This is a genomic window from Serratia ureilytica (genome assembly GCF_017309605.1).
Lineage (GTDB): Bacteria > Pseudomonadota > Gammaproteobacteria > Enterobacterales > Enterobacteriaceae > Serratia > Serratia ureilytica.
Window position 1 is genome coordinate 342,804 of sequence record NZ_CP071320.1, and the last position, 26,041, is coordinate 368,844.

Sequence of the window (26,041 nt, forward strand, 5' to 3'; positions counted from 1 at the left end):
TCGGGAGGAAAGAATGTCTCGTGTTGCAAAAGCACCCGTCGTCATTCCTGCCGGCGTAGAGGTAAAACTCAACGGTCAGGTTATTTCGATTAAGGGTAAAAACGGCGAGTTGACTCGTACTATCCACGACGCCGTTGAAGTGAAGCAAGAAGCTAACGCACTGACTTTCGCTCCGCGCGAAGGTTTTGCTAACGCATGGGCCCAAGCGGGTACCACGCGCGCTCTGCTGAACGCAATGGTTGTTGGTGTTACCGAAGGCTTCACCAAGAAGCTTCAACTGGTAGGTGTTGGTTATCGTGCTGCCGTTAAAGGCAACGTGGTGAATTTGGCCCTGGGCTTCTCTCACCCTATCGATCACCAGCTGCCGGCAGGTATCACTGCTGAATGCCCAAGCCAAACTGAAATCGTGCTGAAAGGCGCTGATAAGCAGGTAATTGGCCAGGTAGCAGCAGATCTGCGCGCTTACCGTCGTCCTGAGCCTTACAAAGGCAAGGGTGTTCGTTACGCCGACGAAGTCGTGCGTACCAAAGAGGCTAAGAAGAAGTAAGGTAACACTATGGATAAGAAATCTGCTCGTATCCGTCGTGCGACCCGCGCACGCCGCAAGCTCCAAGAGCTGGGTGCAACCCGCCTGGTGGTACATCGTACCCCGCGTCACATTTACGCACAGGTGATTGCTCCAAACGGTTCTGAAGTACTGGTAGCCGCTTCTACTTTAGAAAAAGCTATCGCGGAGCAACTGAAGTATTCCGGTAACAAAGACGCAGCAGCAGCCGTAGGTAAAGCTCTGGCTGAGCGCGCGTTGGAAAAAGGGATTGCGAAAGTATCCTTTGACCGTTCCGGTTTCCAATATCATGGTCGAGTCCAGGCACTGGCAGATGCTGCCCGTGAAGCTGGCCTTCAGTTCTAAGGAAGAGGTTTAAGATGGCTCACATCGAAAAACAAGCTGGCGAACTGCAGGAAAAGCTGATCGCGGTAAACCGCGTATCTAAAACCGTAAAAGGTGGCCGTATTTTCAGCTTTACCGCACTGACTGTAGTTGGTGATGGTAACGGTCGCGTTGGTTTTGGCTACGGCAAAGCACGCGAAGTTCCAGCAGCGATCCAGAAAGCGATGGAAAAAGCCCGTCGCAACATGATGAACGTCGCGCTGAACAGCGGCACCCTGCAGCACCCTGTTAAGGGCGCTCACACGGGTTCTCGCGTGTTCATGCAGCCTGCTCATGAAGGTACCGGTATCATCGCGGGCGGTGCAATGCGCGCCGTTCTCGAAGTTGCTGGGGTGCACAACGTATTGGCTAAAGCTTATGGTTCCACCAACCCGATCAACGTGGTTCGTGCAACTATCGACGCTCTGGCGAATATGAAGTCTCCTGAAATGGTCGCTGCTAAGCGTGGTAAATCCGTTGCCGACATTCTGGGGTAATTGACCATGGCTAAGACTATTAAAGTTACACAAACTCGCAGCTCAATTGGCCGTCTGCCGAAGCATAAAGCTACTCTGCTCGGTCTGGGTCTGCGTCGTATTGGTCACACCGTAGAGCGCGAGGATACTCCTGCTGTTCGCGGTATGGTCAACCTGGTTTCCTACATGGTTAAAGTTGAGGAGTAACAGATGCGTTTAAATACTCTGTCTCCGGCTGAAGGTGCCAAGCATGCGCCTAAGCGTGTAGGTCGTGGTATTGGTTCTGGCCTGGGTAAAACCGGCGGCCGTGGTCACAAAGGTCAGAAGTCTCGTTCTGGCGGTGGCGTACGTCGTGGTTTCGAAGGTGGTCAGATGCCTCTGTACCGTCGTCTGCCGAAATTCGGCTTCACTTCACGCAAAGCGATGATCACGGCAGAAGTTCGTCTGTCTGAACTGGCTCTGGTTGAAGGCGATGTTATCGACCTGAACGCGCTGAAAGCCGCTAACGTAGTTGGTGTCCAGATCGAATTCGCGAAAGTTGTACTTTCTGGCGAAGTCGCTCGTCCGGTAACCCTGCGTGGTCTGCGTGTCACCAAAGGCGCTCGTGCTGCTATCGAGGCTGCTGGCGGTAAAATTGAGGAATAAGTAGCAGATGGCTAAGCAACCAGGATTAGATTTTCAAAGTGCTAAAGGCGGGCTCGGCGAGCTGAAGCGCAGACTTTTGTTTGTCATCGGCGCGCTGATTGTCTTCCGCATCGGCTCTTTCATTCCGATTCCTGGTATCGATGCCACTGTGCTTGCCAAATTGCTTGAGCAGCAGAGAGGCACTATCATTGAAATGTTTAACATGTTCTCTGGTGGTGCCCTCAGCCGTGCTTCTATCTTTGCTCTGGGGATCATGCCGTATATTTCGGCGTCGATCATTATCCAGCTGCTGACGGTGGTTCATCCGGCGTTGGCGGAAATCAAGAAAGAAGGGGAGGCTGGCCGTCGCAAGATTAGTCAGTACACCCGTTACGGTACGCTGGTATTGGCCATATTCCAGTCGATCGGTATTGCTACCGGTCTGCCGAATATGCCTGGTATGCAGGGCCTGGTGTTAAACCCAGGCTTTGCATTCTACTTTACTGCGGTTGTGAGCTTGGTCACCGGGACAATGTTCCTGATGTGGCTGGGTGAGCAGATTACTGAGCGCGGTATCGGCAACGGTATCTCGATCATTATCTTCGCGGGTATTGTAGCGGGGCTCCCGCCGGCAGTGGCCCATACTATCGAGCAAGCGCGGCAAGGCGACCTGCACTTCCTCCTGCTGCTGTTGGTTGCAGTATTGGTGTTTGCAGTAACCTTCTTCGTTGTTTTCATTGAGCGTGGTCAACGTCGTATCGTCGTTAACTATGCGAAGCGTCAACAAGGTCGTCGTGTTTATGCAGCACAGAGTACACACTTACCGTTGAAAGTGAACATGGCGGGTGTTATCCCGGCGATTTTCGCTTCCAGCATTATTCTGTTCCCGGCCACGATTGCATCATGGTTTGGGGGCGGTACCGGTTGGAACTGGCTGACTACGATTTCGCTGTATTTGCAGCCAGGGCAACCGCTTTATGTGTTACTCTATGCGTCTGCAATCATCTTCTTCTGTTTCTTCTACACGGCGTTGGTATTCAACCCGCGTGAGACAGCAGATAACCTGAAGAAGTCCGGTGCCTTCGTACCAGGAATTCGTCCGGGAGAGCAAACGGCGAAGTATATCGATAAAGTAATGACGCGTTTAACCCTGGTGGGCGCGATGTACATTACTTTCATCTGCCTGATCCCGGAGTTCATGCGTGATGCAATGAAAGTACCATTCTACTTTGGTGGTACCTCGCTACTGATCGTGGTTGTCGTCATCATGGACTTTATGGCTCAAGTGCAAACTCTGATGATGTCAAGTCAGTACGAGTCTGCATTGAAGAAAGCAAATCTGAAAGGCTATAACCGCTAGTCAGATTCGTTTGAGAAGTTACGGAGAGTAAAAATGAAAGTTCGTGCTTCCGTCAAGAAATTATGTCGTAACTGCAAAATCGTTAAGCGTAACGGTGTCGTTCGTGTGATTTGCAGCGCCGAGCCGAAGCATAAACAGCGTCAAGGCTGATTATCTCGCATATTTTTCTTGCAAAGTTGGGTTGAGCTGGCTAGATTAGCCAGCCAATCTTTTGTATGTCGCACTGCAACACTATTTGAGTATCCTGAAAACGGGCTTTTCAGAATGGTGTTGCTGTATAAAATAGTAGGAGTGCATAGTGGCCCGTATAGCAGGCATTAACATTCCTGATCATAAACATACCGTTATCGCCTTAACGTCGATCTTCGGTATCGGTAAAACCCGTTCACAGGCTATCTGTGCATCCACGGGTATTGCTGAAAATGTTAAGATCAGTGAGCTGTCTGAAGAGCAAATCGAAAAGCTTCGTGATGCAGTTGCCAAATACACCGTTGAGGGTGATTTGCGTCGTGAAATTACCCTGAGCATCAAGCGTCTTATGGACCTTGGTTGCTATCGTGGTTTGCGTCATCGTCGTGGTCTGCCGGTACGCGGTCAGCGCACCAAGACCAACGCTCGTACCCGTAAGGGTCCGCGCAAGCCGATCAAGAAATAATCGGGGTTATTGAATAATGGCAAAGGCACCTGTTCGTACACGTAAGCGTGTAAGAAAGCAAGTCTCTGACGGCGTGGCTCATATCCATGCTTCTTTCAACAACACCATCGTTACCATCACTGATCGTCAGGGTAATGCTTTGGGTTGGGCAACAGCCGGTGGTTCCGGTTTCCGTGGTTCTCGTAAGTCCACTCCGTTCGCAGCACAGGTTGCAGCAGAACGTTGTGCTGACGCAGTAAAAGAATACGGTATCAAGAACCTGGAAGTTATGGTTAAAGGACCTGGTCCTGGTCGTGAGTCTACTATCCGCGCTCTGAACGCGGCTGGTTTCCGCATCACTAATATTACTGATGTGACTCCGATCCCTCATAACGGTTGTCGTCCGCCGAAAAAGCGCCGCGTGTAACGCAGCTTTTAGGATTGTTGGAGAAAGAAAATGGCAAGATATTTGGGTCCTAAGCTCAAGCTGAGCCGTCGTGAGGGCACAGACCTGTTCCTTAAGTCTGGCGTTCGCGCGATCGATTCCAAGTGTAAAATTGAACAAGCACCTGGTCAGCACGGTGCGCGTAAACCGCGTCTGTCTGATTACGGTGTTCAGTTGCGTGAGAAGCAGAAAGTTCGCCGTATGTACGGCATTCTGGAGCGTCAATTCCGTAACTATTACAAAGAAGCAACCCGCCTGAAGGGCAACACCGGTGAAAACCTGTTGCAGCTGCTGGAAGGTCGTCTGGACAACGTTGTTTACCGTATGGGCTTCGGCGCTACTCGTGCAGAGTCACGTCAGCTGGTTAGCCACAAAGCAGTTATGGTAAACGGTCGCGTTGTTAACATCGCTTCTTATCAGGTATCTCCGAATGACGTAGTCAGCATCCGCGAGAAAGCTAAAAAGCAGTCTCGTGTTAAAGCTTCTCTGGAGCTGGCTGAGCAGCGTGAAAAGCCGACTTGGCTGGAAGTTGATGCTGCTAAGATGGAAGGCGTGTTCAAGCGTATGCCTGAACGTACCGATCTGTCTGCGGACATTAACGAACACCTGATCGTCGAGCTTTACTCCAAGTAAAGCTTAGTACCAAAGAGAGGACACAATGCAGGGTTCTGTGACAGAGTTTCTAAAACCGCGCCTGGTAGATATCGAGCAAGTCAGTTCGACGCACGCCAAGGTGACCCTTGAGCCTTTAGAGCGTGGCTTTGGCCATACTCTTGGCAACGCACTGCGCCGTATTCTGCTTTCATCTATGCCGGGTTGCGCGGTGACCGAGGTTGAGATTGATGGTGTACTGCATGAGTACAGCACCAAAGAAGGCGTACAGGAAGATATCCTGGAGATCCTGCTCAACCTGAAAGGGCTGGCGGTGAGAGTTCAAGGCAAAGACGAAGTTATTCTTACCCTGAATAAATCTGGCATTGGCCCTGTGACCGCTGCCGACATCACCCATGATGGTGATGTCGAAATCGTCAAGCCTCAGCACGTGATCTGCCACCTGACTGATGAGAACGCGGCTATCAGCATGCGTATCAAAGTTCAGCGCGGTCGCGGTTATGTGCCGGCTTCTGCCCGAATTCATTCGGAAGAAGATGAGCGCCCAATCGGTCGTCTGTTGGTTGACGCCTGCTACAGCCCTGTAGAGCGTATCGCCTACAATGTTGAAGCTGCGCGTGTAGAACAGCGTACTGACTTGGATAAGCTGGTCATCGAGATGGAGACCAATGGCACGATCGATCCTGAAGAGGCGATCCGCCGTGCGGCCACCATTCTGGCTGAACAACTTGAAGCTTTCGTTGACCTGCGTGATGTACGTCAGCCGGAAGTTAAAGAAGAGAAACCGGAATTCGATCCGATCTTGCTGCGCCCTGTTGACGATCTGGAATTGACTGTCCGCTCTGCTAACTGCCTCAAGGCAGAAGCTATCCACTACATCGGTGATCTGGTACAGCGTACCGAGGTTGAGTTGCTGAAAACGCCAAACCTGGGTAAAAAATCTCTTACCGAGATTAAAGACGTGCTGGCCTCACGTGGTCTGTCTCTGGGCATGCGCCTGGAAAACTGGCCGCCGGCAAGCATTGCTGACGAGTAACCGGATCACAGGTTAAGGTTTTACTGAGAAGGATAAGGTCATGCGCCATCGTAAGAGTGGTCGTCAACTGAACCGTAACAGCAGCCATCGCCAGGCTATGTTCCGTAACATGGCCGGCTCTTTGGTTCGTCATGAGATCATCAAGACGACCCTGCCAAAAGCAAAAGAGCTGCGTCGCGTTGTTGAGCCGCTGATTACTCTTGCCAAGACCGACAGCGTAGCTAATCGTCGTCTGGCATTCGCCCGTACTCGTGATAACGAGATCGTGGCAAAACTGTTTAACGAGCTGGGCCCGCGTTTCGCGAGCCGTGCCGGTGGTTACACTCGCATTCTGAAGTGTGGCTTCCGCGCAGGCGACAACGCGCCGATGGCATACATCGAGCTGGTTGATCGTGCTGAGTCTCAAGCAGAAGTAGCAACTGCAGAGTAATCTGTAGACGCGTAAAAAAACCGGGCTTGCCCGGTTTTTTTACGTCCAAATCCAGCCAAATGTGCTCAATTCCCCCGGCGAGCTTAAGATCCCCGCTCCTATCCGTTATGCTTAGACTCATTCAATAAGTTCACTGAGGCTGTCTGTTATGGGGTTGCTCGACCAATGGGCGGAACGTCATATCCTTGATGCCCAGAATAAAGGCGAGTTCGACAATCTGCCCGGCCAGGGACAACCGCTCGTGCTGGACGATGACAGCGCGGTGCCTGCTGAGCTACGCGCCGGTTACCGCCTGCTGAAAAATGCCGGATATCTGCCGCCGGCGCTGGAAGATCGCAAAGAGGCATTAACCGTTGCTCACTTACTGCAAGGGATCAACAGTGAGCATCCGGACTATGTCGATCTCAGCAAGCGCATGGCGCTGCTGGAACATCGGTTGCGTCACGCTGGAATGAGCACGGACTTCTTGCATGGCGAATATCAGCGTGCGCTGGACGGTAAACTCACCCGAGAGGAGAAGTAATGTTCAAGATAGGTCAGTTGGCCAAGCTTGCCGAAGTGACGCCGGATACCGTGCGTTACTATGAAAAGCAGGGCATGATGGATCACAATGTCCGTACTGAAGGCGGTTATCGGCTGTACACCGAGCAGGATCTGCAGCGGCTGCGTTTTATCCGCTATGCCAAGCAGTTAGGCTTTACTCTGGAAACGATCGCCGAGCTGCTGTCGATCCGGGTCGATCCGGAACATCACACCTGCCAGGAATCGAAGTCTATCGTTGATGCGCGCCTGAGCGAAGTGGAAAGCAAGTTGGCGGAGCTGACCCGGATGCGTGAATCGTTGAAACGGCTGAGCGATGCCTGCTGCGGTACCGCCCATACCAGCAACTACTGTTCGATCCTGGAAGCTTTGGAACAGGGCGCCAGCGATGACAAAGGCAAAAAAGGTTGCTGACGGCACTTTAATTTTTATATCGCCGGCAGTATTATCGCCCCGTTTTATCCCTCATATTTTACAGGAGCATTATCATGACGAAATATCGTCACACCAAAGGCCAGATTCAAGATAACGCCATTGAGGCGCTGCTGCATGACCCGCTATTCCGTCAGCGGGTAGAAAAGAATGTGAAAGGCAAAGGCAGCTATCGGCGTAAAGAAAAACACAACAAAGGCGGTAACTGGGAGGCCAGTGGCAAACTATCAAACGATAATTTACCACTGGCCTTCTGGTTTTAAGGCATTAAAAAAGCCACCTTCATCCGGTGGCTTTTTATTGGCATAACCAAACGCTGTCTTACAGTTTTGGCTGCTGTTGATGGCTCAGCAAATCACGGATTTCCGTCAGCAGTTTCTCTTCTGCAGTAGGTTCTGGCGGCGCTGCCGGAGCTTCTTCTTGTTTGCGTCGCATTTTGTTCATCAATTTAATCGCCAGGAAGATGGCGAAGGCGACAATCACGAAGTCAAATACGGTTTGGATGAATGAACCGTAGTTCATTACCACCGCCGGTACGGCGCCCTGAGCTTCACGTAATACCAGATGGAACTGTTTAAAGTCGACGCCGCCGATCAGTAAGCCCAGCGGTGGCATGATGATATCAGCCACGAAGGACGAAACGATCTTGCCGAATGCGGCACCGATAATCACACCGACGGCCAGATCGACCACGTTGCCACGCATGGCAAATTCGCGAAACTCTTTCAACATACTCATAGAACGCACCCCTTGCAGAATTAATAACTCAAGTTTAACAAAGCAATTTCCCTTTGCCACAAAAGGAGAGAAGTTTTATCTCCTCCCAAGGCAGAGAACAACCACGCGATTATAGACCATAGCCAAATAAATTCGTTCTACAAGAAGAATGGGCTCGGTTGGAACAGGCGTTCAACGTCCGGCACGAATTTCTTGTCGGTAATAAACATGATGACGTGATCGCCCTGTTCGATTTTGCTGTTGCCGTTGGCAATGATCACGTCGTCGCCACGCACGATCGCGCCGATGGTGGTACCCGGCGGCAGCTTGATGTCTTCGACGATGCGGCCGACCACTTTGGACGTGCTTTCATCCCCGTGGGCAATCGCTTCGATCGCTTCCGCCACGCCGCGGCGCAGCGACGAAACGCTGACGATATCCGCTTTGCGCACATGCCCCAACAGGGCGGAGATGGTCGCCTGTTGTGGTGAAATGGCGATATCGATCACGCTGCCCTGTACCAGATCGACATAGGCGCGGCGCTGGATCAATACCATTACCTTCTTGGCGCCCATGCGCTTAGCCAGCATGGCGGACATGATGTTGGCCTCATCGTCGTTGGTGATAGCGATGAAGACATCCACCTGCTCGACGTGCTCTTCGGCCAGCAGTTCCTGATCGGAGGCATCACCGTAGAACACGATGGTATCGTGCAGTTGCTCGGCGAGTTCGGCGGCACGTTGCTGATTCCGCTCGATCAGTTTGACGTTGTAGTCTTTTTCCAGCTTGGCGGCCAGGCCGGCGCCGACGTTGCCGCCGCCGACGATCATGATGCGCTTATAAGGTTTTTCCAGCCGTTGCAGTTCGCTCATCACCGCGCGGATGTGCTGTGAGGCGGCGACGAAGAACACTTCATCACCGGCTTCGATAATGGTCGAGCCTTGCGGCCGGATCGGCCGATCCTGGCGGAAAATAGCGGCGACGCGGGTGTCGATATGCGGCATGTGTTCGCGCATCGAAGAGAGCGCATTGCCGACCAGCGGGCCGCCGTAATAGGCTTTAACCGCGGCGATGCTGACCTTGCCTTCGGCGAAGTTGACCACCTGCAGCGCGCCGGGGTATTCAATCAGCTTGTAGATATAGTCGATGACCAGCTGCTCCGGCGAAATCAGATGGTCGATCGGCACCGCTTCCGGCAGGAACAGTTTCTCCGACTCGCGGATATATTCCGGCGCGCGGATACGGGCGATACGGTTGGGGGTATTAAACAGAGAATAGGCGATCTGGCAGGCGATCATGTTGGTTTCGTCGGAGTTGGTGACGGCGACCAGCATGTCGGCATCTTCTGCGCCAGCTTCGCGCAGCACCCGGGGGTGAGAACCATGTCCCTGAACCACTCGCAGATCGAATTTATCCTGCAGCTGACGCAACCGGCCGGAGTCGGTATCGACGACGGTGATATCGTTGTTTTCACCTACCAGGTTTTCCGCCAGCGTCCCGCCAACCTGCCCGGCACCAAGAATAATTATTTTCATCGTGTTCTCTGCTTCACACTGAAAGACTTAGGGCGCGTGGGCACCCTGAAGAATTACATTTTAATCAGCTTAGCGTAAAAGAAGCCATCGCCGTCCTCGGGATGCGGGATATTCTGCCGTCCCGGCCGCTGCGCATCGCCGGTTTCAACCAGCTTGGCATCGGCATGGCGCTGCAAGAACGCGGCGATCTGACTACTGTTTTCATCCGGCAGAATAGAGCAGGTTGCGTAAACCATCACGCCGCCTGATTTCAGATGCGGCCAGACGGCCTCCAGGATATCGGCCTGCAGGGCGGCGAGTTCGGCGATGTCGCGATCGCGGCGCAGCCATTTGATGTCGGGATGACGGCGGATCACGCCGGTGGCCGAACAAGGCGCGTCCAGCAGAATACGGTCGAACTGCTTGTCACCGCACCATTGCTGCGGTGTGCGGCCATCGCCCAGTTTAACCTCTGCGTGCAAACGCAGACGCTGCAGGTTTTCTTTCACCCGCGCCAGACGCTGTTCGTCGATATCGACGGCCATAACCTGTGCTTTCGGCGCCGCTTCCAGAATATGCGTGGTTTTGCCGCCGGGCGCGGCGCACAAATCGAGGATCTGTTCACCGTCTTGTGGATCCAACAGATCAACACAGCCTTGGGCTGAGGCATCTTGCACGGTGACCCAGCCGTCGGCGAACCCTGGCAGATCGGTCACGGCGCAAGGTGCCAGCAACCGCACGGCGTCGGCATAGTCTGCATGAGGCTCCGCGGCGATGCCGGCGTCGGTCAGCAGCTGCAGGTAAGCCTCACGGGTGTGATGCAGGCGGTTGACGCGCAGCCACATCGGCGGCTTCTGGTTATTGGCGTCGACGATCTGTTGCCAGTTGGCGGGATAAGCCTGTTGGATGCGTTTCAGCAACCAGCTCGGGTGCAGGTAGCGGCTGTCATTGTTGGCGGCGCGCTGCAGAAGTTCTTCCTGCTGGCGCTGGAATTGCCGCAAGACGCCGTTAATCAAACCTTTCAACTGTGGGCGTTTCAGCGCCACCGCACCTTCCACGGTTTCTGCGAGTACGGCGTGCGCCGGGATACGGGTATACAGCAGCTGATACAAGCCGACCATCAGCAAATAGTGAAGTGTACGTTGCTTGCCGGTCAGCGGTTTGGCCATTAATTGCTGAATGCACCATTCGAGCTGCGGCAGTACGCGTAACGTGCCGAAGCACAGTTCCTGCAGCAACCCGCGGTCTTTATCGCTGATGGAGGTTTGCAGCGCCGGCAGAACAGTACTCAGTGACTGCCCTTGATCCAGCACCTGGCCGATGGCTTTGGCAGCGATGCTGCGGAGATTGTAATTATTTTTCATAGGCTGAAGCTGATAACGATCGGCATTAAGAAAATAACGGCCCGGCGATGAACGGCCGGGCAGTGGGGTGACTTACAGCCGGTTACCCGGGGTAAACCATTCACGACGTGAATTTAACAGGTCTTGCGCCGACATCGGTTTCTTGCCGGCGGGCTGCAATTGGATCAGATTGAGGATACCGTCGGCGGTCGCCACCTGAATGCCGTGCTTGTCGGCATGGACAACGGTGCCCGGCTCCGCGTTGGCGCTTTCCGCCATTACGCTGGCCTGCCACACTTTCACCGGTTGCTCATCGATGGTGAAGTAGCTTATCGGCCAAGGGTTGAAGGCGCGGATGCAACGCTCCAGCTGTGCGGCGGACAGTGTCCAATCCAGGCGAGCTTCTTCTTTGCTCAGCTTCTCGGCGTAGGTGACCTGCGACTCGTCCTGCACTTCGCGGGTGGCGCTGCCGTCGGCCATTTGGCGCAGCGTCGTCAGCATGCCCTGCGGGCCGAGCTGCGCCAGCTTGTCGTAGAGGCTGGCGCTGGTATCGCTGCTCTCAATCGGGCAGGCGATTTTGTGCATCATGTCACCGGTATCGAGACCGACATCCATCTGCATGATGGTCACGCCGGTTTCGCTGTCACCGGCCCAGAGCGAACGCTGGATCGGCGCCGCGCCGCGCCAGCGGGGCAGCAGCGAACCATGTACGTTGATGCAGCCAAGACGCGGCATATCCAGCACCGCTTGCGGCAGAATCAACCCGTAGGCAACCACCACCATCACGTCGGCGTTGAGATCCGCCACCAGACGCTGGTTCTCTTCAGGGCGCAGCGATTTAGGCTGAAATACCGGCAATTGGTGTTGTTCGGCCAGCATTTTGACCGGGCTGGGCGTTAGCTTGTTGCCGCGGCCTGCCGGACGGTCGGGTTGAGTGAATACGCCGACAATCTGGTGCTCAGATGACAACAGCGCGTCAAGATGACGCGCTGCGAAGTCTGGTGTTCCGGCGAAAATAATCCGTAAAGAGTCAGACACGTTGATTTCCTGATCGGTTAGGCGCGGGCTTGAAGCTTGGCCATTTTTTCCAGTTTCTGACGAATGCGCTGACGCTTGAGCGGCGACAGGTAATCGACGAACAGTTTACCCATCAGGTGATCCATCTCGTGCTGGATGCAGATCGCCAGCAGATCGTCCGCTTCCAGCTCGAAAGGTTTGCCTTCGCGATCCAGCGCGCGGATCTTCACCTGCGCGGCGCGCGGCACCAGCGCACGCTGCTCGGGAATGGAAAGACAGCCTTCCTCGATGCCGGTTTCGCCGCTTTTTTCCAGCAGCTCCGGGTTGATCAGCACCAGGCGCTGATCGCGATTCTCGGAGACGTCGATCACGATAATGCGCTGATGGATATCCACCTGAGTCGCAGCCAGGCCAATGCCTTCCTCTGCGTACATGGTTTCAAACATATCATCCACGATGCGCTGGATATCTGCATTGACTTCTTTTACCGGCGCTGCGACTTTGCGCAGACGCTCGTCTGGGAAATGTAATACCTGCAAGACTGACATATATCTTTAGATCTGTATCCGAGTAATGAACGAGGTTTAACCTCTATTCTAGACATTTCCCGACCTGATTGACAGCATTGCGCACCAATTGCTCAGATTGGCAATACCACCGTTTTTGCTGAGGGAACAGACGATGCGGCCGGAAGAGATCGCTTTACGGATGCGGGGAGTCACGGGGCTACAGACCGTCGTGGCCAGTCGGCTCGTGCGACAGTTATCGCAAATGAGTGGCGAGCCTCGCCGCGTGTTGCATGAGCTGGGATTGAACGAACGGCAGCAGGCACAGTTCAACCGAGTGGATCCCGTCTATCTGGCGGCCACCTTGCGTTGGCTGGAGGAGCCGGCGCACCGTATGCTGAACTATGGGGCGCCCGGCTATCCTGAAAACCTGGCTCAGATCGACGACGCGCCGCTGTTTCTGCTGATCGAGGGCGATCCTCGGGTGCTGTTGCAACCTCAGCTCGCTATGGTCGGCAGCCGGCAGTTCAGCCATTACGGCGAGCGTTGGGCGAACCATTTCGCCGAGGAGTTGGCGCGTTGCGGTTTCACCATCACCAGCGGTTTGGCGATCGGCATCGACGGCATTTGCCATCGTGCGGCGCTGGCGGCCGATGGCTGCACGATTGCGGTGTTGGGCAGCGGGCTGGGCAATATCTATCCGCGCCGGCACCGCCGGCTCGCGGAGCAGATAGTCGAGCAGGGCGGCGCCGTGATTTCAGATCATTTAGTCACCGATTTGCCTCTGGCCGACCATTTCCCACGCCGTAACCGCATTATCAGCGGGCTCAGCCTGGGGGTTCTGGTCATAGAAGCTTCGCTGCGCAGCGGTACCCTGGTGACGGCTCGCTACGCGTTGGAGCAGGGGCGTGAGGTATTCGCCTTGCCTGGGCCATTAGGAAACCCGATGAGTGAGGGGACGCATTGGTTAATCCAGCAGGGCGCGCATCTGGTCACCGGGCCGAAAGATATCGCCGAATTGCTGGGAAGCGGCCTTCAATGGCTGTCACTGAACGAAAATACAACTATTTGTGCGTCGCAAGCTGAAGTTGAATTGCCATTTGGCGATGTGTTGGCTAACGTAGGAGATGAGGTGACACCTGTTGACGTCGTCGCTGAACGTGCCGGCCAACCTGTGCCAGTGGTGGTAATCAAGTTACTCGAGCTGGAGTTAGCAGGGTGGATCGCAGCTGTACCCGGCGGCTATGTCCGAATAAGGAGGGCAAGCCATGTTCGACGTACTCATGTACTTGTTTGAAACTTATATCCACAATGAACCAGAGATGCGCGTCGATCAGGATCAACTGACCGATGATCTCGCTCAGGCGGGGTTTCATCGGGATGATATCTACAACGCGTTGAATTGGCTTGAGAAGTTGGCTGACCTGCAAGAGGGTCAAAATGCCCCTTACTTTATGGATGCCGATCCGCTGGCAATGCGGATCTACACCGAAGAAGAAGGTGCACGTCTGGACGCCGGCTGCCGTGGTTTTCTCCTGTTCCTGGAACAGATTCAGGTATTGAACCTCGAAACCCGTGAAATGGTTATCGACCGCGTTATGGCTTTGGATAATGCGGAATTCGATCTCGAAGATCTGAAATGGGTCGTGTTGATGGTGCTGTTTAATATCCCCGGATATGAAAGCGCCTATCAGCAAATGGAAGAACTGTTGTTTGAAGTGAACGAAGGTTATCTGCATTGAGCCGATAACGCGCATAGAAGACGTTATGACAAAAAACGCGATTTTTGCCGCCAGGCAAAATGAACCCTGTCCGGAATGCGGGGCCGAACTGGTGATCCGTAGCGGTCGCCACGGCCCCTTCCTCGGCTGTTCCCAGTACCCTGAATGCCAATATATTCGGCCGCTGAAAGCGCAGGCCGATGGACATATCGTTAAGGTCTTGGATGGGCAACAGTGCCCGAAATGTCAGGCGACGTTGGTGCTGCGCCAGGGGCGCTATGGCATGTTTATCGGCTGCAGCGATTATCCGCAGTGCGATCACACTGAAGTGATCGATAAGCCTGACGAAACCGCCATTACCTGTCCGCAGTGCGGCCAAGGCAAACTGCTGCAGCGCAAGTCGCGTTACGGCAAAGTTTTTCATTCCTGCGATCGTTACCCGGAATGCCAGTTTGCCCTCAATGTTAAACCTGTCGCCGGTGAGTGCGCCTATTGCCATTATCCGCTGCTGATGGAAAAGCGCACGGCAAAAGGCCCCGTCCTGTGCTGTGCCAGCAAGCTGTGCGGAAAACCCGTCGCGACTACAGAATAATCACATCATGAACTCAGAATTAAGCCCGAACCTTTTATCTATCATCGATGCTTTGCATCAACAGCAGGTGATTGCGTATCCCACCGAAGCCGTATTCGGCCTGGGTTGCGATCCCGACAGCGAGCAGGCGGTCAATGCATTGCTGGCGCTGAAACAGCGGCCGTGGGAAAAGGGGCTGATTTTGATCGCCGCCGACTATGCACAGCTTAAACCTTATATCGACGACAGTGCGCTCAGCGAACAGCAGCGCACGACGATGTTTGCCAGCTGGCCTGGGCCGGTAACCTGGGTTTTGCCCGCTCGGCCGGAGACGCTGCGTTTGCTGACCGGACGCTTCAGCTCGCTGGCGGTGCGCGTCAGCGATCATCCGTTGGTGCAGCAGCTGTGCCGGCAGTATGGCAAGCCGCTGGTGTCGACCAGCGCCAATCTCAGTGGGCTGGAGCCATGCCGCAGTGCGGATGAGGTTACGCGGCAGTTCGGCGAAGCTTTCCCGGTATTGCGCGGCAAGGTGGGTGGCCGTCTTAATCCTTCCGAAATCAGAGACGTTCTGACCGGCGAACAGATCCGTCAGGGCTAGAGGTAATGGGCATGGAGAAGTTTGCGGTATTTGGCAACCCTATCGGCCACAGCAAGTCGCCGCGAATTCATGCGCTGTTTGCTGCCCAGACCGGCATTGAACATCCTTATGGGACGGTGTTGGCGCCGTTAGACGGTTTTGAAACCAGCCTGCAGGCGTTTATCCGCGCCGGAGGGCTGGGGGCGAACGTCACGGTGCCTTTCAAGGAGCGTGCTTATTCGGCCGCTTCTGAGCTGAGCGAGCGCGCAGCGATGGCCGGTGCGGTCAATACCCTGAAGGTATTGCCGAATGGCGAGCTGTTGGGGGATAACACCGACGGCATCGGGTTGCTGACCGATCTACAGCGTCAGCAATTGATCCGGCCGCAGGATCGCATCCTGCTGATGGGCGCCGGCGGCGCAGCGCGCGGCGTGATCCTGCCGCTGCTGTCTTTCGGCTGTCGGCTAACGATCACCAACCGCACCTTCAGCCGAGCTCAGGCGTTGGCAGACGCTTTTCGGCATCTGGGGGAGATCTCGGCGGCGCCGATGGATCAATTGGATCAGCAAGCGTTCGAACTGGTGATCAATGCGACGGCGTCCGGCATCAGCGGAGAGATCCCGGCGTTGCCGGCGGGCGTAGTTAATGCACACACTCGTTGCTATGACATGTTCTATCAGCAGGGCGCTACGCCATTCCTGGCCTGGGCGCAGCAGCAGGGGGCAACGGAATATGCCGATGGGCTGGGCATGCTGGTGGGGCAGGCGGCGCATGCTTTCCTGCTTTGGCATGGAGTGATGCCAGAGATTGAGCCGGTATTGCGCCAGTTGCGCAGCGAACTGGCGGCATAAATCCTGCCCCGTTCTCTTTATTTATAGAGAACGGGGTTCCCGTCAGATGTCTTCCGACAGGTACTCATCTTTCCAGCGTACATAGTTGTTCGAAGAATAAAGCAATCCTTCCAACTCGGCGGCGGTCAACGGCCTAACCTGGCGTGCCGGGCTGCCCATATAGAGATAGCCGCTGACCAGGCGTTTGCCCGGCGGCACTAAACTGCCGGCACCAATCATCACGTCGTCTTCTACTACTACACCGTCCAGCAGGATCGATCCCATACCGACCAGCACCCGGTTGCCGATGGCGCAGCCGTGCAGCATCGCTTTATGGCCTACGGTCACGTCTTCTCCAATCAACAGGGGATAACCGTCGGGGTTATGTTCGGAGCGGTGAGTCACATGCAGTACGCTGCCGTCCTGTATATTGCTGCGCGCGCCGATCTTTACCGCATTGACGTCGCCCCGAATGGCGACCAGCGGCCAGATGCTGACGTCATCCGCCAGATCGACGTCGCCGATCACCACGCTGGAAGGATCGATCAAGACGCGTTGACCGAGTTTGGGGGTGTATTGAAGATAAGAACGTACTGCATCGGACATGGTGCTTGCCTCACGTCGGGATCATATTTACCGGCAATACTAGACTCTGACGATGGAATTACAACCAATCGCAGCGCCGGATCCTGCGGAAAATGGCCCTGATCGCACAAGATCCACTCGGAAGGGCTGAAAAGTGTGCAAACAGAAAGAAAAGATCAAAAAAGGGGTTGTGCAAAAAACTCGGATCCCTATAATGCGCCTCCATCGACACGGCGCAAGTGATTCACTTCACACAGCGGCCGGGAAGAAAGAGAAAAAATCCTGAAAATTAGGGTTGACTCTGAAAGAGGAAAGCGTAATATACGCCACCTCGAGTTAGCAAGCGAAAGCGCCTAACTCACTGCTCTTTAACAATTTATCAGACAATCTGTGTGGGCACTCCACAAGACGATATCCAGCATCTTCGGATGCAAAAAAATATCAAGTCTTGAAGAGTGACTAACTGAAGTAAAATTCATGCAGTAAATCTTTGAGCATCGCTTCTCGAGTGGAAGCAAATCAAGCTTTTAATTGAAGAGTTTGATCATGGCTCAGATTGAACGCTGGCGGCAGGCTTAACACATGCAAGTCGAGCGGTAGCACAGGGGAGCTTGCTCCCCGGGTGACGAGCGGCGGACGGGTGAGTAATGTCTGGGAAACTGCCTGATGGAGGGGGATAACTACTGGAAACGGTAGCTAATACCGCATAACGTCGCAAGACCAAAGAGGGGGACCTTCGGGCCTCTTGCCATCAGATGTGCCCAGATGGGATTAGCTAGTAGGTGGGGTAATGGCTCACCTAGGCGACGATCCCTAGCTGGTCTGAGAGGATGACCAGCCACACTGGAACTGAGACACGGTCCAGACTCCTACGGGAGGCAGCAGTGGGGAATATTGCACAATGGGCGCAAGCCTGATGCAGCCATGCCGCGTGTGTGAAGAAGGCCTTCGGGTTGTAAAGCACTTTCAGCGAGGAGGAAGGTGGTGAACTTAATACGTTCATCAATTGACGTTACTCGCAGAAGAAGCACCGGCTAACTCCGTGCCAGCAGCCGCGGTAATACGGAGGGTGCAAGCGTTAATCGGAATTACTGGGCGTAAAGCGCACGCAGGCGGTTTGTTAAGTCAGATGTGAAATCCCCGGGCTCAACCTGGGAACTGCATTTGAAACTGGCAAGCTAGAGTCTCGTAGAGGGGGGTAGAATTCCAGGTGTAGCGGTGAAATGCGTAGAGATCTGGAGGAATACCGGTGGCGAAGGCGGCCCCCTGGACGAAGACTGACGCTCAGGTGCGAAAGCGTGGGGAGCAAACAGGATTAGATACCCTGGTAGTCCACGCTGTAAACGATGTCGATTTGGAGGTTGTGCCCTTGAGGCGTGGCTTCCGGAGCTAACGCGTTAAATCGACCGCCTGGGGAGTACGGCCGCAAGGTTAAAACTCAAATGAATTGACGGGGGCCCGCACAAGCGGTGGAGCATGTGGTTTAATTCGATGCAACGCGAAGAACCTTACCTACTCTTGACATCCAGAGAACTTTCCAGAGATGGATCGGTGCCTTCGGGAACTCTGAGACAGGTGCTGCATGGCTGTCGTCAGCTCGTGTTGTGAAATGTTGGGTTAAGTCCCGCAACGAGCGCAACCCTTATCCTTTGTTGCCAGCGGTTCGGCCGGGAACTCAAAGGAGACTGCCAGTGATAAACTGGAGGAAGGTGGGGATGACGTCAAGTCATCATGGCCCTTACGAGTAGGGCTACACACGTGCTACAATGGCGTATACAAAGAGAAGCGACCTCGCGAGAGCAAGCGGACCTCATAAAGTACGTCGTAGTCCGGATTGGAGTCTGCAACTCGACTCCATGAAGTCGGAATCGCTAGTAATCGTAGATCAGAATGCTACGGTGAATACGTTCCCGGGCCTTGTACACACCGCCCGTCACACCATGGGAGTGGGTTGCAAAAGAAGTAGGTAGCTTAACCTTCGGGAGGGCGCTTACCACTTTGTGATTCATGACTGGGGTGAAGTCGTAACAAGGTAACCGTAGGGGAACCTGCGGTTGGATCACCTCCTTACCTAAAGATATTAGTTCGAGTGGCGTGCTCACACAGATTGTCTGATGAAAAAGTAACGAGCAAAAGCGTCATAAAAGTACGGTGTCGTGTCCCCTTCGTCTAGAGGCCTAGGACACCGCCCTTTCACGGCGGTAACAGGGGTTCGAATCCCCTAGGGGACGCCAAGCTTCCGACCCACCCGGTGAAAGCGGCGGTCTCAAGTGTCTGACGATACACCATATCTTAAAGATGACTTCCGAGTCATGTTTAAGATATTGCTCTTTAATAATCTGGAACAAGCTGAAAATTGAAACATGACGGCTGAAATTTATCCCTCCGTAGATGTATTGGGATAAAGAGTAACCTGTCATAGAGTCTCTCAAATGTTTGCAGCGCGAACGATGGAAACATCTTCGGGTTGTGAGGTTAAGTGACTAAGCGTACACGGTGGATGCCTAGGCAGTCAGAGGCGATGAAGGGCGTGCTAATCTGCGAAAAGCGTCGGTAAGGTGATATGAACCGTTACAACCGGCGATACCCGAATGGGGAAACCCAGTGTGTTTCGACACACTATCATGTCATGAATACATAGTGGCATGAGGCGAACCGGGGGAACTGAAACATCTAAGTACCCCGAGGAAAAGAAATCAACCGAGATTCCCCCAGTAGCGGCGAGCGAACGGGGAGGAGCCCAGAACCTGAATCGGCTTGTGTGTTAGTGGAAGCGTCTGGAAAGTCGCGCAGCAAAGGGTGATAGCCCCGTACACTAAAATGCACAGGTCGTGAGTTCGATGAGTAGGGCGGGACACGTGACATCCTGTCTGAATATGGGGGGACCATCCTCCAAGGCTAAATACTCCTGACTGACCGATAGTGAACCAGTACCGTGAGGGAAAGGCGAAAAGAACCCCGGCGAGGGGAGTGAAATAGAACCTGAAACCGTGTACGTACAAGCAGTGGGAGCACCTTCGTGGTGTGACTGCGTACCTTTTGTATAATGGGTCAGCGACTTATATTTTGTAGCAAGGTTAACCGTATAGGGGAGCCGTAGGGAAACCGAGTCTTAACTGGGCGATTAGTTGCAAGGTATAGACCCGAAACCCGGTGATCTAGCCATGGGCAGGTTGAAGGTTGGGTAACACTAACTGGAGGACCGAACCGACTAATGTTGAAAAATTAGCGGATGACTTGTGGCTGGGGGTGAAAGGCCAATCAAACCGGGAGATAGCTGGTTCTCCCCGAAAGCTATTTAGGTAGCGCCTCGTGAACTCATCTTCGGGGGTAGAGCACTGTTTCGGCTAGGGGGCCATCCCGGCTTACCAAACCGATGCAAACTCCGAATACCGAAGAATGTTATCACGGGAGACACACGGCGGGTGCTAACGTCCGTCGTGAAGAGGGAAACAACCCAGACCGCCAGCTAAGGTCCCAAAGTCATGGTTAAGTGGGAAACGATGTGGGAAGGCATAGACAGCCAGGATGTTGGCTTAGAAGCAGCCATCATTTAAAGAAAGCGTAATAGCTCACTGGTCGAGTCGGCCTGCGCGGAAGATGTAACGGGGCTAAACCATGCACCGAAGCTGCGGCAGCGACGCTTAGCGTTGTTGGGTAGGGGAGCGTTCTGTAAGCCGTTGAAGGTGGCCTGTGAGGGTTGCTGGAGGTATCAGAAGTGCGAATGCTGACATAAGTAACGATAAAGCGGGTGAAAAGCCCGCTCGCCGGAAGACCAAGGGTTCCTGTCCAACGTTAATCGGGGCAGGGTGAGTCGACCCCTAAGGCGAGGCTGAAAAGCGTAGTCGATGGGAAACAGGTTAATATTCCTGTACTTGGTGTTACTGCGAAGGGGGGACGGAGAAGGCTAGGCTAGCCGGGCGACGGTTGTCCCGGTTTAAGCGTGTAGGGGGTGTGACCTGGTAAATCCGGTTGCATACTAACCCTGAGGCGTGATGACGATGCACTACGGTGCAGAAGTAGTTGATGCCCTGCTTCCAGGAAAATCCTCTAAGCTCCAGGTAACATTAAATCGTACCCCAAACCGACACAGGTGGTCAGGTAGAGAATACCAAGGCGCTTGAGAGAACTCGGGTGAAGGAACTAGGCAAAATGGTGCCGTAACTTCGGGAGAAGGCACGCTGGCATGTAGGTGAAGTCCCTCGCGGATGGAGCTGAAGCCAGTCGAAGATACCAGCTGGCTGCAACTGTTTAATAAAAACACAGCACTGTGCAAACACGAAAGTGGACGTATACGGTGTGACGCCTGCCCGGTGCTGGAAGGTTAATTGATGGGGTCAGCCGCAAGGCGAAGCTCTTGATCGAAGCCCCAGTAAACGGCGGCCGTAACTATAACGGTCCTAAGGTAGCGAAATTCCTTGTCGGGTAAGTTCCGACCTGCACGAATGGCGTAATGATGGCCAGGCTGTCTCCACCCGAGACTCAGTGAAATTGAACTCGCTGTGAAGATGCAGTGTACCCGCGGCAAGACGGAAAGACCCCGTGAACCTTTACTATAGCTTGACACTGAACATTGAGCCTTGATGTGTAGGATAGGTGGGAGGCTTTGAAGCGTGGACGCCAGTCTGCGTGGAGCCATCCTTGAAATACCACCCTTTAATGTTTGATGTTCTAACTCGGCCCCGTGATCCGGGGTGAGGACAGTGTCTGGTGGGTAGTTTGACTGGGGCGGTCTCCTCCCAAAGAGTAACGGAGGAGCACGAAGGTTAGCTAATCACGGTCGGACATCGTGAGGTTAGTGCAAAGGCATAAGCTAGCTTGACTGCGAGAGTGACGGCTCGAGCAGGTACGAAAGTAGGTCTTAGTGATCCGGTGGTTCTGAATGGAAGGGCCATCGCTCAACGGATAAAAGGTACTCCGGGGATAACAGGCTGATACCGCCCAAGAGTTCATATCGACGGCGGTGTTTGGCACCTCGATGTCGGCTCATCACATCCTGGGGCTGAAGTAGGTCCCAAGGGTATGGCTGTTCGCCATTTAAAGTGGTACGCGAGCTGGGTTTAGAACGTCGTGAGACAGTTCGGTCCCTATCTGCCGTGGGCGTTGGAAGATTGAGAGGGGTTGCTCCTAGTACGAGAGGACCGGAGTGAACGCACCACTGGTGTTCGGGTTGTCATGCCAATGGCATTGCCCGGTAGCTAAGTGCGGAAAAGATAAGCGCTGAAAGCATCTAAGCGCGAAACTTGCCTCAAGATGAGTCTTCCCTGGGCCTTTAAGGCCCCTGAAGGAACGTTTAAGACTAAGACGTTGATAGGCTGGGTGTGTAAGTGCAGCGATGCATTGAGCTAACCAGTACTAATGATCCGTGAGGCTTAACCTTACAACACCGAAGGTGTTTTTAGAGAGATTTTCAGCGACGTTCCGAGATTGGTTCTGATGGCTTCACGGAAGTGAGGCGGTTGGAATGAAACAGAATTTGCCTGGCGGCAATAGCGCGGTGGTCCCACCTGACCCCATGCCGAACTCAGAAGTGAAACGCCGTAGCGCCGATGGTAGTGTGGGGTCTCCCCATGCGAGAGTAGGACACTGCCAGGCATCAAATTAAGCGTGCTGATATGGCTCAGTTGGTAGAGCGCACCCTTGGTAAGGGTGAGGTCCCCAGTTCGACTCTGGGTATCAGCACCACTTTATTTAAAGTGGGTTTAGAAGTTCGGCAGAAAAAAGAATTTGCTTGGCGGCAATAGCGCGGTGGTCCCACCTGACCCCATGCCGAACTCAGAAGTGAAACGCCGTAGCGCCGATGGTAGTGTGGGGCCTCCCCATGCGAGAGTAGGACACTGCCAAGCATCAAATAAAACAACAAGCCTCATGCGAAAGCATGGGGCTTTTTGTTTTGTCTGTTATCTGGCGTTCTGCTCGAGCATGGGCATGCGAAAGGCCCGTTCCCGACGGGCCTTAACGCCGCTTGCGGCGGCCCCGCAGGGGAGAGTCTCAGGATGAGACGAATACTGTAGGACACTGCCAAGCATCAAATAAGCCAAGAGGCCATCCGAAAGGATGGCCTTTTTGCTTTCCGTGCCTCTCATCCTCCCTGCCAAGATCCTGACGCAGATCGCGCAATGAAACATTTTCACCTTTCCGCTGAACGCTCGACATCGACGGAAAAAAACGCTATCTTCGGGCATCTAGAAGTCTAAACGTATAAATGGATGTGTGAGGGTTAAGCAATGCCGATTCGTGTTCCTGATGAGTTACCTGCGGTCAATTTCTTGCGCGGTGAGAATGTCTTCGTGATGACATCCTCGCGGGCAAAAACACAGGAAATCAGGCCGCTGAAAGTGCTGATCCTCAACCTGATGCCAAAGAAGATCGAAACGGAAAACCAGTTTTTGCGCCTGCTGTCCAACTCGCCGCTGCAGATTGATATCCAGCTGCTGCGCATCGACAGCCGCGAATCGAAGAACACGCCGGCCGAGCATCTGAACAACTTCTACTGCGACTTCGAGGATATTCAGAACGAGAACTTCGATGGCCTGATCGTCACCGGCGCGCCGCTGGGGCTGGTCGATTTCTGCGATGTTGCCTACTGGCCGCAGATCGAGCGTGTGATCGACTGGGCTAAGAACCACGTTACCTCCACGCTGTTCGTGTGCTGGGCGGTACAGGCGGCGTTGAATATCCTGTACGGCATTCCCAAGATGACGCGCGAAGTGAAGCTCTCCGGCGTTTATCCGCACCAAACGCTGCAGCAGCATGCGTTGCTGACGCGCGGCTTCGACGAAAGCTTCCTGGCGCCGCATTCGCGCTATGCCGATTTCCCGACCGAGGTGATTCGCCAATATACCGACCTGGACATCCTGGCCGAATCCGAGCAGGCCGGCGCCTACCTGTTCGCCAGCAGGGATAAGCGACTGGCGTTCGTCACCGGCCATCCGGAATACGATACAATGACGCTGGCGGGAGAGTATTGTCGCGACAACGAAGCTGGCCTCGATCCTGCCGTACCGCTCAACTACTTCCCCGATGACAACCCCGCACTGACACCGAAAGCCACCTGGCGCAGCCATGGCCACCTGCTGTTTTCCAATTGGCTCAATTATTACGTCTACCAGATCACGCCTTACGATCTGCGCCATATGAATCCGACTCTCGACTGATCTTTTCTGCCTGCCGGCGGCTGAATCGAGGCCGCCGCACTGCTCATCCTCTGCACGATCCTCTTTTTACCCGTCAATTCTCCCAAAAAACCATTGCCTAACAACGCGTTAGTCCGTCTTTGCAATTCTATTGGAACCGATTTCCTTACCTGTTGATCGTGTTATTTATCCTAACCAATTGATAATAAAGTGTTAATAAAATATTTAATAATAAAATGGAAATGGTTTTTGATTTTTATTTTTTGTTGGGTATTCTTAACGCTATCGGGATGAGATCTGACCAGTTTAGGATCGTTTCATCCGCCCTGATCCACAGTGATTTCTGATGAAAATGCGCCGGTCGCCCGGGTGCAACGATGGGAAGGAGCAAGGTCATGACGCAACAGATAGCAGGCACGGAGTTAAGGTTTACGCAGGGTTTCGCCGCTGCGGAGCGCCAGGTGTTAACGGATGAAGCGGTTGAATTTCTGGCGGAACTGGTGGGGAAATTCACGCCACGTCGCAATGAGCTGTTGGCGGCGCGTGCCCGCTGGCAACAAAATATCGATCGCGGCGAATTGCCTGGGTTTATTTCGGAAACCACTTCCATTCGTGAAGGCAATTGGCAGATCCGCGGTATTCCGCAAGACCTGCGCGATCGCCGGGTAGAGATCACCGGGCCGGTCGAGCGCAAGATGGTGATCAATGCGTTGAACGCCAACGTAAAAGTGTTTATGGCGGACTTCGAAGACTCGCTGGCGCCAAGCTGGGACAAAGTCATCGACGGTCAAATCAACCTGCACGATGCGGTTAACGGCACCATTTCCTACACCAATGAAGCCGGCAAAATCTACCAGCTGAAACCGAACCCGGCGGTATTGATCGCTCGCGTACGCGGTCTGCATCTGCCGGAGAAGCACGTGCTGTGGCGTGATGAGGCCATTCCCGGCGGCCTGTTCGATTTCGCGCTGTACTTCTACCACAACTATCGCCAGCTGCTGGCCAAGGGCAGCGGCCCGTATTTCTACCTGCCGAAAACCCAGTCCTGGGAGGAAGCTGCCTGGTGGAGCGATGTCTTCAGCTTTACCGAGGATCGTTTCGATCTGCCGCGCGGCACCATCAAGGCGACCGTGCTGATCGAAACTCTGCCGGCGGTGTTCCAGATGGACGAGATCCTGTATCACCTGCGCGATCACATCGTCGGTCTGAACTGCGGCCGCTGGGATTACATCTTCAGCTACATCAAAACGCTGAAGAACCACGGCGATCGCGTGCTGCCGGACCGTCAGTCGGTGACCATGGAAAAACCTTTCCTCAGCGCCTATTCGCGCCTGTTGATCAAAACCTGTCATAAGCGCGGCGCCTTCGCCATGGGCGGCATGGCGGCGTTTATCCCGAGCAAAGACGCCGAAAAAAACGCCTGGGTGCTGAACAAGGTACGGGCGGACAAAGAGCTGGAAGCCAACAATGGCCACGACGGCACCTGGGTGGCGCACCCGGGCTTGGCGGACACGGTGATGGAGGTGTTCGGCAACGCATTGGGCGATCGTCAAAACCAGCTGGACGTGCTGCGTGAGCAGGATGCGCCGATCAGCGCCGCGCAACTGCTGGAACCGTGCGACGGCGAACGCACCGAAGCGGGGATGCGCGCCAATATCCGCGTGGCGGTGCAGTACATCGAAGCCTGGATCTCCGGTAACGGCTGCGTGCCGATTTACGGTTTGATGGAAGATGCGGCGACGGCGGAGATCTCCCGTACGTCTATCTGGCAGTGGATCCACCACGAGAAGAGCCTGAACGACGGGCGCCCGGTCACCAAGGCGCTGTTCCGCCAGATGTTGCAAGAAGAGATGTTGGTGGTGCGTGAAGAAGTAGGGGAAGCGCGCTTTAACGCCGGCCGGTTCGAAGAGGCGGCGCGCCTGATGGAGCGCATCACCACGCAAGATGAATTAATCGATTTCCTGACGTTGCCCGGCTATGAGCTGCTGGCCTGAACTTTCCCAATCA

General features: G+C 54.3%; 28 protein-coding genes, 2 tRNA genes and 4 rRNA genes. 28 read left to right on the top strand and 6 right to left on the bottom strand.

The window, feature by feature from the left end; translation table 11 throughout:
• Positions 1-13: 13 nt before the first annotated feature.
• From rplF to J0X03_RS01695, 15 genes are all read left to right on the top strand, one after another.
• Complete coding sequence (rplF, locus tag J0X03_RS01625; RefSeq protein WP_004929751.1) at positions 14-547, top strand: 50S ribosomal protein L6; 534 nt, start codon at positions 14-16, stop codon at positions 545-547.
• A gap of 9 nt (positions 548-556) precedes the next feature.
• Positions 557-910 (top strand): 50S ribosomal protein L18, encoded by a 354-nt coding sequence (gene rplR, locus J0X03_RS01630; RefSeq protein ID WP_004929748.1) that lies wholly within the window; start codon positions 557-559, stop codon positions 908-910.
• 14 nt (positions 911-924) lie between these two features.
• Positions 925-1,425 (top strand): 30S ribosomal protein S5, encoded by a 501-nt coding sequence (gene rpsE, locus J0X03_RS01635; RefSeq protein WP_004929747.1) that lies wholly within the window; start codon positions 925-927, stop codon positions 1,423-1,425.
• Positions 1,426-1,431: 6 nt separating this feature from the next.
• Entirely contained in the window at positions 1,432-1,611 is a 180-nt protein-coding gene (gene rpmD, locus J0X03_RS01640; RefSeq protein WP_048232028.1) for a 50S ribosomal protein L30, read from the top strand.
• A 3-nt stretch (positions 1,612-1,614) separates the two neighbouring features.
• On the top strand, positions 1,615-2,049 hold the full coding sequence (gene rplO, locus J0X03_RS01645; protein ID WP_004929742.1) for a 50S ribosomal protein L15: 435 nt from the start codon (positions 1,615-1,617) through the stop codon (positions 2,047-2,049).
• 7 nt (positions 2,050-2,056) lie between these two features.
• The gene (gene secY / locus J0X03_RS01650; RefSeq protein ID WP_004929740.1) at positions 2,057-3,388 is read left to right on the top strand and encodes a preprotein translocase subunit SecY; all 1,332 of its coding nucleotides are present in this window, start codon (positions 2,057-2,059) and stop codon (positions 3,386-3,388) included.
• 33 nt (positions 3,389-3,421) lie between these two features.
• Complete coding sequence (gene rpmJ, locus J0X03_RS01655) at positions 3,422-3,538, top strand: 50S ribosomal protein L36 (protein WP_002227352.1); 117 nt, start codon at positions 3,422-3,424, stop codon at positions 3,536-3,538.
• Between the two features lie 148 nt (positions 3,539-3,686).
• Positions 3,687-4,043, top strand: coding sequence for a 30S ribosomal protein S13 (gene rpsM, locus J0X03_RS01660; protein ID WP_004929734.1), 357 nt, complete (start codon positions 3,687-3,689; stop codon positions 4,041-4,043).
• Positions 4,044-4,059: 16 nt separating this feature from the next.
• Positions 4,060-4,449 carry a 30S ribosomal protein S11 gene (rpsK, locus tag J0X03_RS01665; protein ID WP_004929731.1) on the top strand — a complete coding sequence of 130 codons (390 nt, stop codon included), beginning with the start codon at positions 4,060-4,062 and terminating at the stop codon, positions 4,447-4,449.
• A 30-nt stretch (positions 4,450-4,479) separates the two neighbouring features.
• Complete coding sequence (gene rpsD / locus J0X03_RS01670; protein WP_004929729.1) at positions 4,480-5,100, top strand: 30S ribosomal protein S4; 621 nt, start codon at positions 4,480-4,482, stop codon at positions 5,098-5,100.
• A 25-nt stretch (positions 5,101-5,125) separates the two neighbouring features.
• Complete coding sequence (locus J0X03_RS01675) at positions 5,126-6,115, top strand: DNA-directed RNA polymerase subunit alpha (protein WP_002919219.1); 990 nt, start codon at positions 5,126-5,128, stop codon at positions 6,113-6,115.
• Between the two features lie 40 nt (positions 6,116-6,155).
• Positions 6,156-6,545 carry a 50S ribosomal protein L17 gene (rplQ, locus tag J0X03_RS01680; protein WP_004929726.1) on the top strand — a complete coding sequence of 130 codons (390 nt, stop codon included), beginning with the start codon at positions 6,156-6,158 and terminating at the stop codon, positions 6,543-6,545.
• Between the two features lie 148 nt (positions 6,546-6,693).
• Positions 6,694-7,068 carry a DnaJ family domain-containing protein gene (locus tag J0X03_RS01685; RefSeq protein ID WP_046687911.1) on the top strand — a complete coding sequence of 125 codons (375 nt, stop codon included), beginning with the start codon at positions 6,694-6,696 and terminating at the stop codon, positions 7,066-7,068.
• Positions 7,068-7,499: a Zn(2+)-responsive transcriptional regulator gene (gene zntR, locus J0X03_RS01690; RefSeq protein WP_016930321.1), complete on the top strand. Its 432-nt coding sequence runs from the start codon at positions 7,068-7,070 to the stop codon at positions 7,497-7,499. The genes J0X03_RS01685 and zntR overlap by 1 nt, the downstream gene beginning before the upstream one ends.
• 74 nt (positions 7,500-7,573) lie before the next feature.
• Positions 7,574-7,780 (top strand): alternative ribosome-rescue factor A, encoded by a 207-nt coding sequence (locus J0X03_RS01695; RefSeq protein WP_004929720.1) that lies wholly within the window; start codon positions 7,574-7,576, stop codon positions 7,778-7,780.
• Positions 7,781-7,838: 58 nt separating this feature from the next.
• Here J0X03_RS01695 and mscL read toward each other — a convergent pair whose 3' ends face one another.
• The 5 genes from mscL to def all read right to left on the bottom strand — a co-directional run bounded on the left by mscL (position 7,839) and on the right by def (position 12,656).
• Positions 7,839-8,255 (bottom strand): large-conductance mechanosensitive channel protein MscL, encoded by a 417-nt coding sequence (gene mscL / locus J0X03_RS01700; protein WP_033645241.1) that lies wholly within the window; start codon positions 8,253-8,255, stop codon positions 7,839-7,841.
• 137 nt (positions 8,256-8,392) lie between these two features.
• Entirely contained in the window at positions 8,393-9,769 is a 1,377-nt protein-coding gene (gene trkA, locus J0X03_RS01705; protein ID WP_004929716.1) for a Trk system potassium transporter TrkA, read from the bottom strand.
• Positions 9,770-9,822: 53 nt separating this feature from the next.
• Positions 9,823-11,112: a 16S rRNA (cytosine(967)-C(5))-methyltransferase RsmB gene (rsmB, locus tag J0X03_RS01710; RefSeq protein WP_033645240.1), complete on the bottom strand. Its 1,290-nt coding sequence runs from the start codon at positions 11,110-11,112 to the stop codon at positions 9,823-9,825.
• A 72-nt stretch (positions 11,113-11,184) separates the two neighbouring features.
• Positions 11,185-12,129 (bottom strand): methionyl-tRNA formyltransferase, encoded by a 945-nt coding sequence (gene fmt, locus J0X03_RS01715; RefSeq protein WP_033645239.1) that lies wholly within the window; start codon positions 12,127-12,129, stop codon positions 11,185-11,187.
• Between the two features lie 17 nt (positions 12,130-12,146).
• Positions 12,147-12,656, bottom strand: a complete 510-nt coding sequence (gene def / locus J0X03_RS01720; RefSeq protein WP_015379260.1) for a peptide deformylase — start codon at positions 12,654-12,656, stop codon at positions 12,147-12,149.
• A 133-nt stretch (positions 12,657-12,789) separates the two neighbouring features.
• Here def and dprA point away from each other — a divergent pair, with 133 nt between their 5' ends.
• From dprA to aroE, 5 genes are read left to right on the top strand one after another with little or no spacing between them, the layout of a single operon-like run.
• Positions 12,790-13,911, top strand: a complete 1,122-nt coding sequence (dprA, locus tag J0X03_RS01725; RefSeq protein WP_033652727.1) for a DNA-protecting protein DprA — start codon at positions 12,790-12,792, stop codon at positions 13,909-13,911.
• Positions 13,883-14,356, top strand: coding sequence for a DUF494 family protein Smg (smg, locus tag J0X03_RS01730; RefSeq protein WP_025160381.1), 474 nt, complete (start codon positions 13,883-13,885; stop codon positions 14,354-14,356). Before dprA ends, smg begins: the two co-directional genes overlap by 29 nt.
• 25 nt (positions 14,357-14,381) lie before the next feature.
• A complete protein-coding gene (locus J0X03_RS01735; RefSeq protein ID WP_019456195.1) occupies positions 14,382-14,927 on the top strand; it encodes a DNA topoisomerase family protein in 546 nt (181 codons plus the stop codon).
• Between the two features lie 7 nt (positions 14,928-14,934).
• On the top strand, positions 14,935-15,504 hold the full coding sequence (tsaC, locus tag J0X03_RS01740; RefSeq protein WP_047573468.1) for an L-threonylcarbamoyladenylate synthase type 1 TsaC: 570 nt from the start codon (positions 14,935-14,937) through the stop codon (positions 15,502-15,504).
• Between the two features lie 11 nt (positions 15,505-15,515).
• Complete coding sequence (gene aroE, locus J0X03_RS01745) at positions 15,516-16,334, top strand: shikimate dehydrogenase (RefSeq protein WP_089195515.1); 819 nt, start codon at positions 15,516-15,518, stop codon at positions 16,332-16,334.
• 42 nt (positions 16,335-16,376) lie between these two features.
• Here aroE and J0X03_RS01750 read toward each other — a convergent pair whose 3' ends face one another.
• Entirely contained in the window at positions 16,377-16,919 is a 543-nt protein-coding gene (locus J0X03_RS01750) for a gamma carbonic anhydrase family protein (protein WP_033645236.1), read from the bottom strand.
• Positions 16,920-17,426: 507 nt separating this feature from the next.
• On the opposite strand from J0X03_RS01750, the gene J0X03_RS01755 reads away from it, so the two are divergent.
• The 8 genes from J0X03_RS01755 (at position 17,427) to aceB (ending at position 26,028) form a co-directional block, all read left to right on the top strand.
• Positions 17,427-18,968: ribosomal RNA gene (locus J0X03_RS01755) — 16S ribosomal RNA — on the top strand.
• A gap of 88 nt (positions 18,969-19,056) precedes the next feature.
• Positions 19,057-19,132 (top strand) — tRNA-Glu (locus J0X03_RS01760).
• 239 nt (positions 19,133-19,371) lie between these two features.
• A 23S ribosomal RNA gene (locus J0X03_RS01765) occupies positions 19,372-22,278 on the top strand.
• Positions 22,279-22,377: 99 nt separating this feature from the next.
• Positions 22,378-22,493, top strand: a 5S ribosomal RNA gene (gene rrf, locus J0X03_RS01770).
• A 14-nt stretch (positions 22,494-22,507) separates the two neighbouring features.
• Positions 22,508-22,583: transfer RNA gene (locus J0X03_RS01775), tRNA-Thr, on the top strand.
• A gap of 45 nt (positions 22,584-22,628) precedes the next feature.
• Positions 22,629-22,744, top strand: a 5S ribosomal RNA gene (rrf, locus tag J0X03_RS01780).
• The 16S, 23S and 5S rRNA genes sit together here with 2 tRNA genes alongside, the layout of an rRNA operon.
• A 381-nt stretch (positions 22,745-23,125) precedes the next feature.
• Positions 23,126-24,055 (top strand): homoserine O-acetyltransferase MetA, encoded by a 930-nt coding sequence (gene metA, locus J0X03_RS01785; RefSeq protein ID WP_033644374.1) that lies wholly within the window; start codon positions 23,126-23,128, stop codon positions 24,053-24,055.
• 374 nt (positions 24,056-24,429) lie between these two features.
• Positions 24,430-26,028 (top strand): malate synthase A, encoded by a 1,599-nt coding sequence (gene aceB, locus J0X03_RS01790; protein WP_046687907.1) that lies wholly within the window; start codon positions 24,430-24,432, stop codon positions 26,026-26,028.
• Positions 26,029-26,041: the final 13 nt, after the last annotated feature.

What these genes read in the sequence shown, in the direction of transcription:
- rsmB (WP_033645240.1), bottom strand. Translation starts at nt 11,112, where the DNA reads ATGAAAAATAATTACAATCTCCGCAGCATCGCTGCCAAAGCCATCGGC.
- rplO (WP_004929742.1), top strand. Translation starts at nt 1,615, where the DNA reads ATGCGTTTAAATACTCTGTCTCCGGCTGAAGGTGCCAAGCATGCGCCT.
- def (WP_015379260.1), bottom strand. Translation starts at nt 12,656, where the DNA reads ATGTCAGTCTTGCAGGTATTACATTTCCCAGACGAGCGTCTGCGCAAA.
- J0X03_RS01695 (WP_004929720.1), top strand. Translation starts at nt 7,574, where the DNA reads ATGACGAAATATCGTCACACCAAAGGCCAGATTCAAGATAACGCCATT.
- rplQ (WP_004929726.1), top strand. Translation starts at nt 6,156, where the DNA reads ATGCGCCATCGTAAGAGTGGTCGTCAACTGAACCGTAACAGCAGCCAT.
- trkA (WP_004929716.1), bottom strand. Translation starts at nt 9,769, where the DNA reads ATGAAAATAATTATTCTTGGTGCCGGGCAGGTTGGCGGGACGCTGGCG.
- J0X03_RS01735 (WP_019456195.1), top strand. Translation starts at nt 14,382, where the DNA reads ATGACAAAAAACGCGATTTTTGCCGCCAGGCAAAATGAACCCTGTCCG.
- aroE (WP_089195515.1), top strand. Translation starts at nt 15,516, where the DNA reads ATGGAGAAGTTTGCGGTATTTGGCAACCCTATCGGCCACAGCAAGTCG.
- metA (WP_033644374.1), top strand. Translation starts at nt 23,126, where the DNA reads ATGCCGATTCGTGTTCCTGATGAGTTACCTGCGGTCAATTTCTTGCGC.
- rpsE (WP_004929747.1), top strand. Translation starts at nt 925, where the DNA reads ATGGCTCACATCGAAAAACAAGCTGGCGAACTGCAGGAAAAGCTGATC.
- rpsD (WP_004929729.1), top strand. Translation starts at nt 4,480, where the DNA reads ATGGCAAGATATTTGGGTCCTAAGCTCAAGCTGAGCCGTCGTGAGGGC.
- aceB (WP_046687907.1), top strand. Translation starts at nt 24,430, where the DNA reads ATGACGCAACAGATAGCAGGCACGGAGTTAAGGTTTACGCAGGGTTTC.
- tsaC (WP_047573468.1), top strand. Translation starts at nt 14,935, where the DNA reads ATGAACTCAGAATTAAGCCCGAACCTTTTATCTATCATCGATGCTTTG.
- J0X03_RS01685 (WP_046687911.1), top strand. Translation starts at nt 6,694, where the DNA reads ATGGGGTTGCTCGACCAATGGGCGGAACGTCATATCCTTGATGCCCAG.
- rplF (WP_004929751.1), top strand. Translation starts at nt 14, where the DNA reads ATGTCTCGTGTTGCAAAAGCACCCGTCGTCATTCCTGCCGGCGTAGAG.
- rpmD (WP_048232028.1), top strand. Translation starts at nt 1,432, where the DNA reads ATGGCTAAGACTATTAAAGTTACACAAACTCGCAGCTCAATTGGCCGT.
- dprA (WP_033652727.1), top strand. Translation starts at nt 12,790, where the DNA reads ATGCGGCCGGAAGAGATCGCTTTACGGATGCGGGGAGTCACGGGGCTA.
- smg (WP_025160381.1), top strand. Translation starts at nt 13,883, where the DNA reads ATGTTCGACGTACTCATGTACTTGTTTGAAACTTATATCCACAATGAA.
- rplR (WP_004929748.1), top strand. Translation starts at nt 557, where the DNA reads ATGGATAAGAAATCTGCTCGTATCCGTCGTGCGACCCGCGCACGCCGC.
- J0X03_RS01750 (WP_033645236.1), bottom strand. Translation starts at nt 16,919, where the DNA reads ATGTCCGATGCAGTACGTTCTTATCTTCAATACACCCCCAAACTCGGT.
- zntR (WP_016930321.1), top strand. Translation starts at nt 7,068, where the DNA reads ATGTTCAAGATAGGTCAGTTGGCCAAGCTTGCCGAAGTGACGCCGGAT.
- rpmJ (WP_002227352.1), top strand. Translation starts at nt 3,422, where the DNA reads ATGAAAGTTCGTGCTTCCGTCAAGAAATTATGTCGTAACTGCAAAATC.
- secY (WP_004929740.1), top strand. Translation starts at nt 2,057, where the DNA reads ATGGCTAAGCAACCAGGATTAGATTTTCAAAGTGCTAAAGGCGGGCTC.
- rpsK (WP_004929731.1), top strand. Translation starts at nt 4,060, where the DNA reads ATGGCAAAGGCACCTGTTCGTACACGTAAGCGTGTAAGAAAGCAAGTC.
- J0X03_RS01675 (WP_002919219.1), top strand. Translation starts at nt 5,126, where the DNA reads ATGCAGGGTTCTGTGACAGAGTTTCTAAAACCGCGCCTGGTAGATATC.
- mscL (WP_033645241.1), bottom strand. Translation starts at nt 8,255, where the DNA reads ATGAGTATGTTGAAAGAGTTTCGCGAATTTGCCATGCGTGGCAACGTG.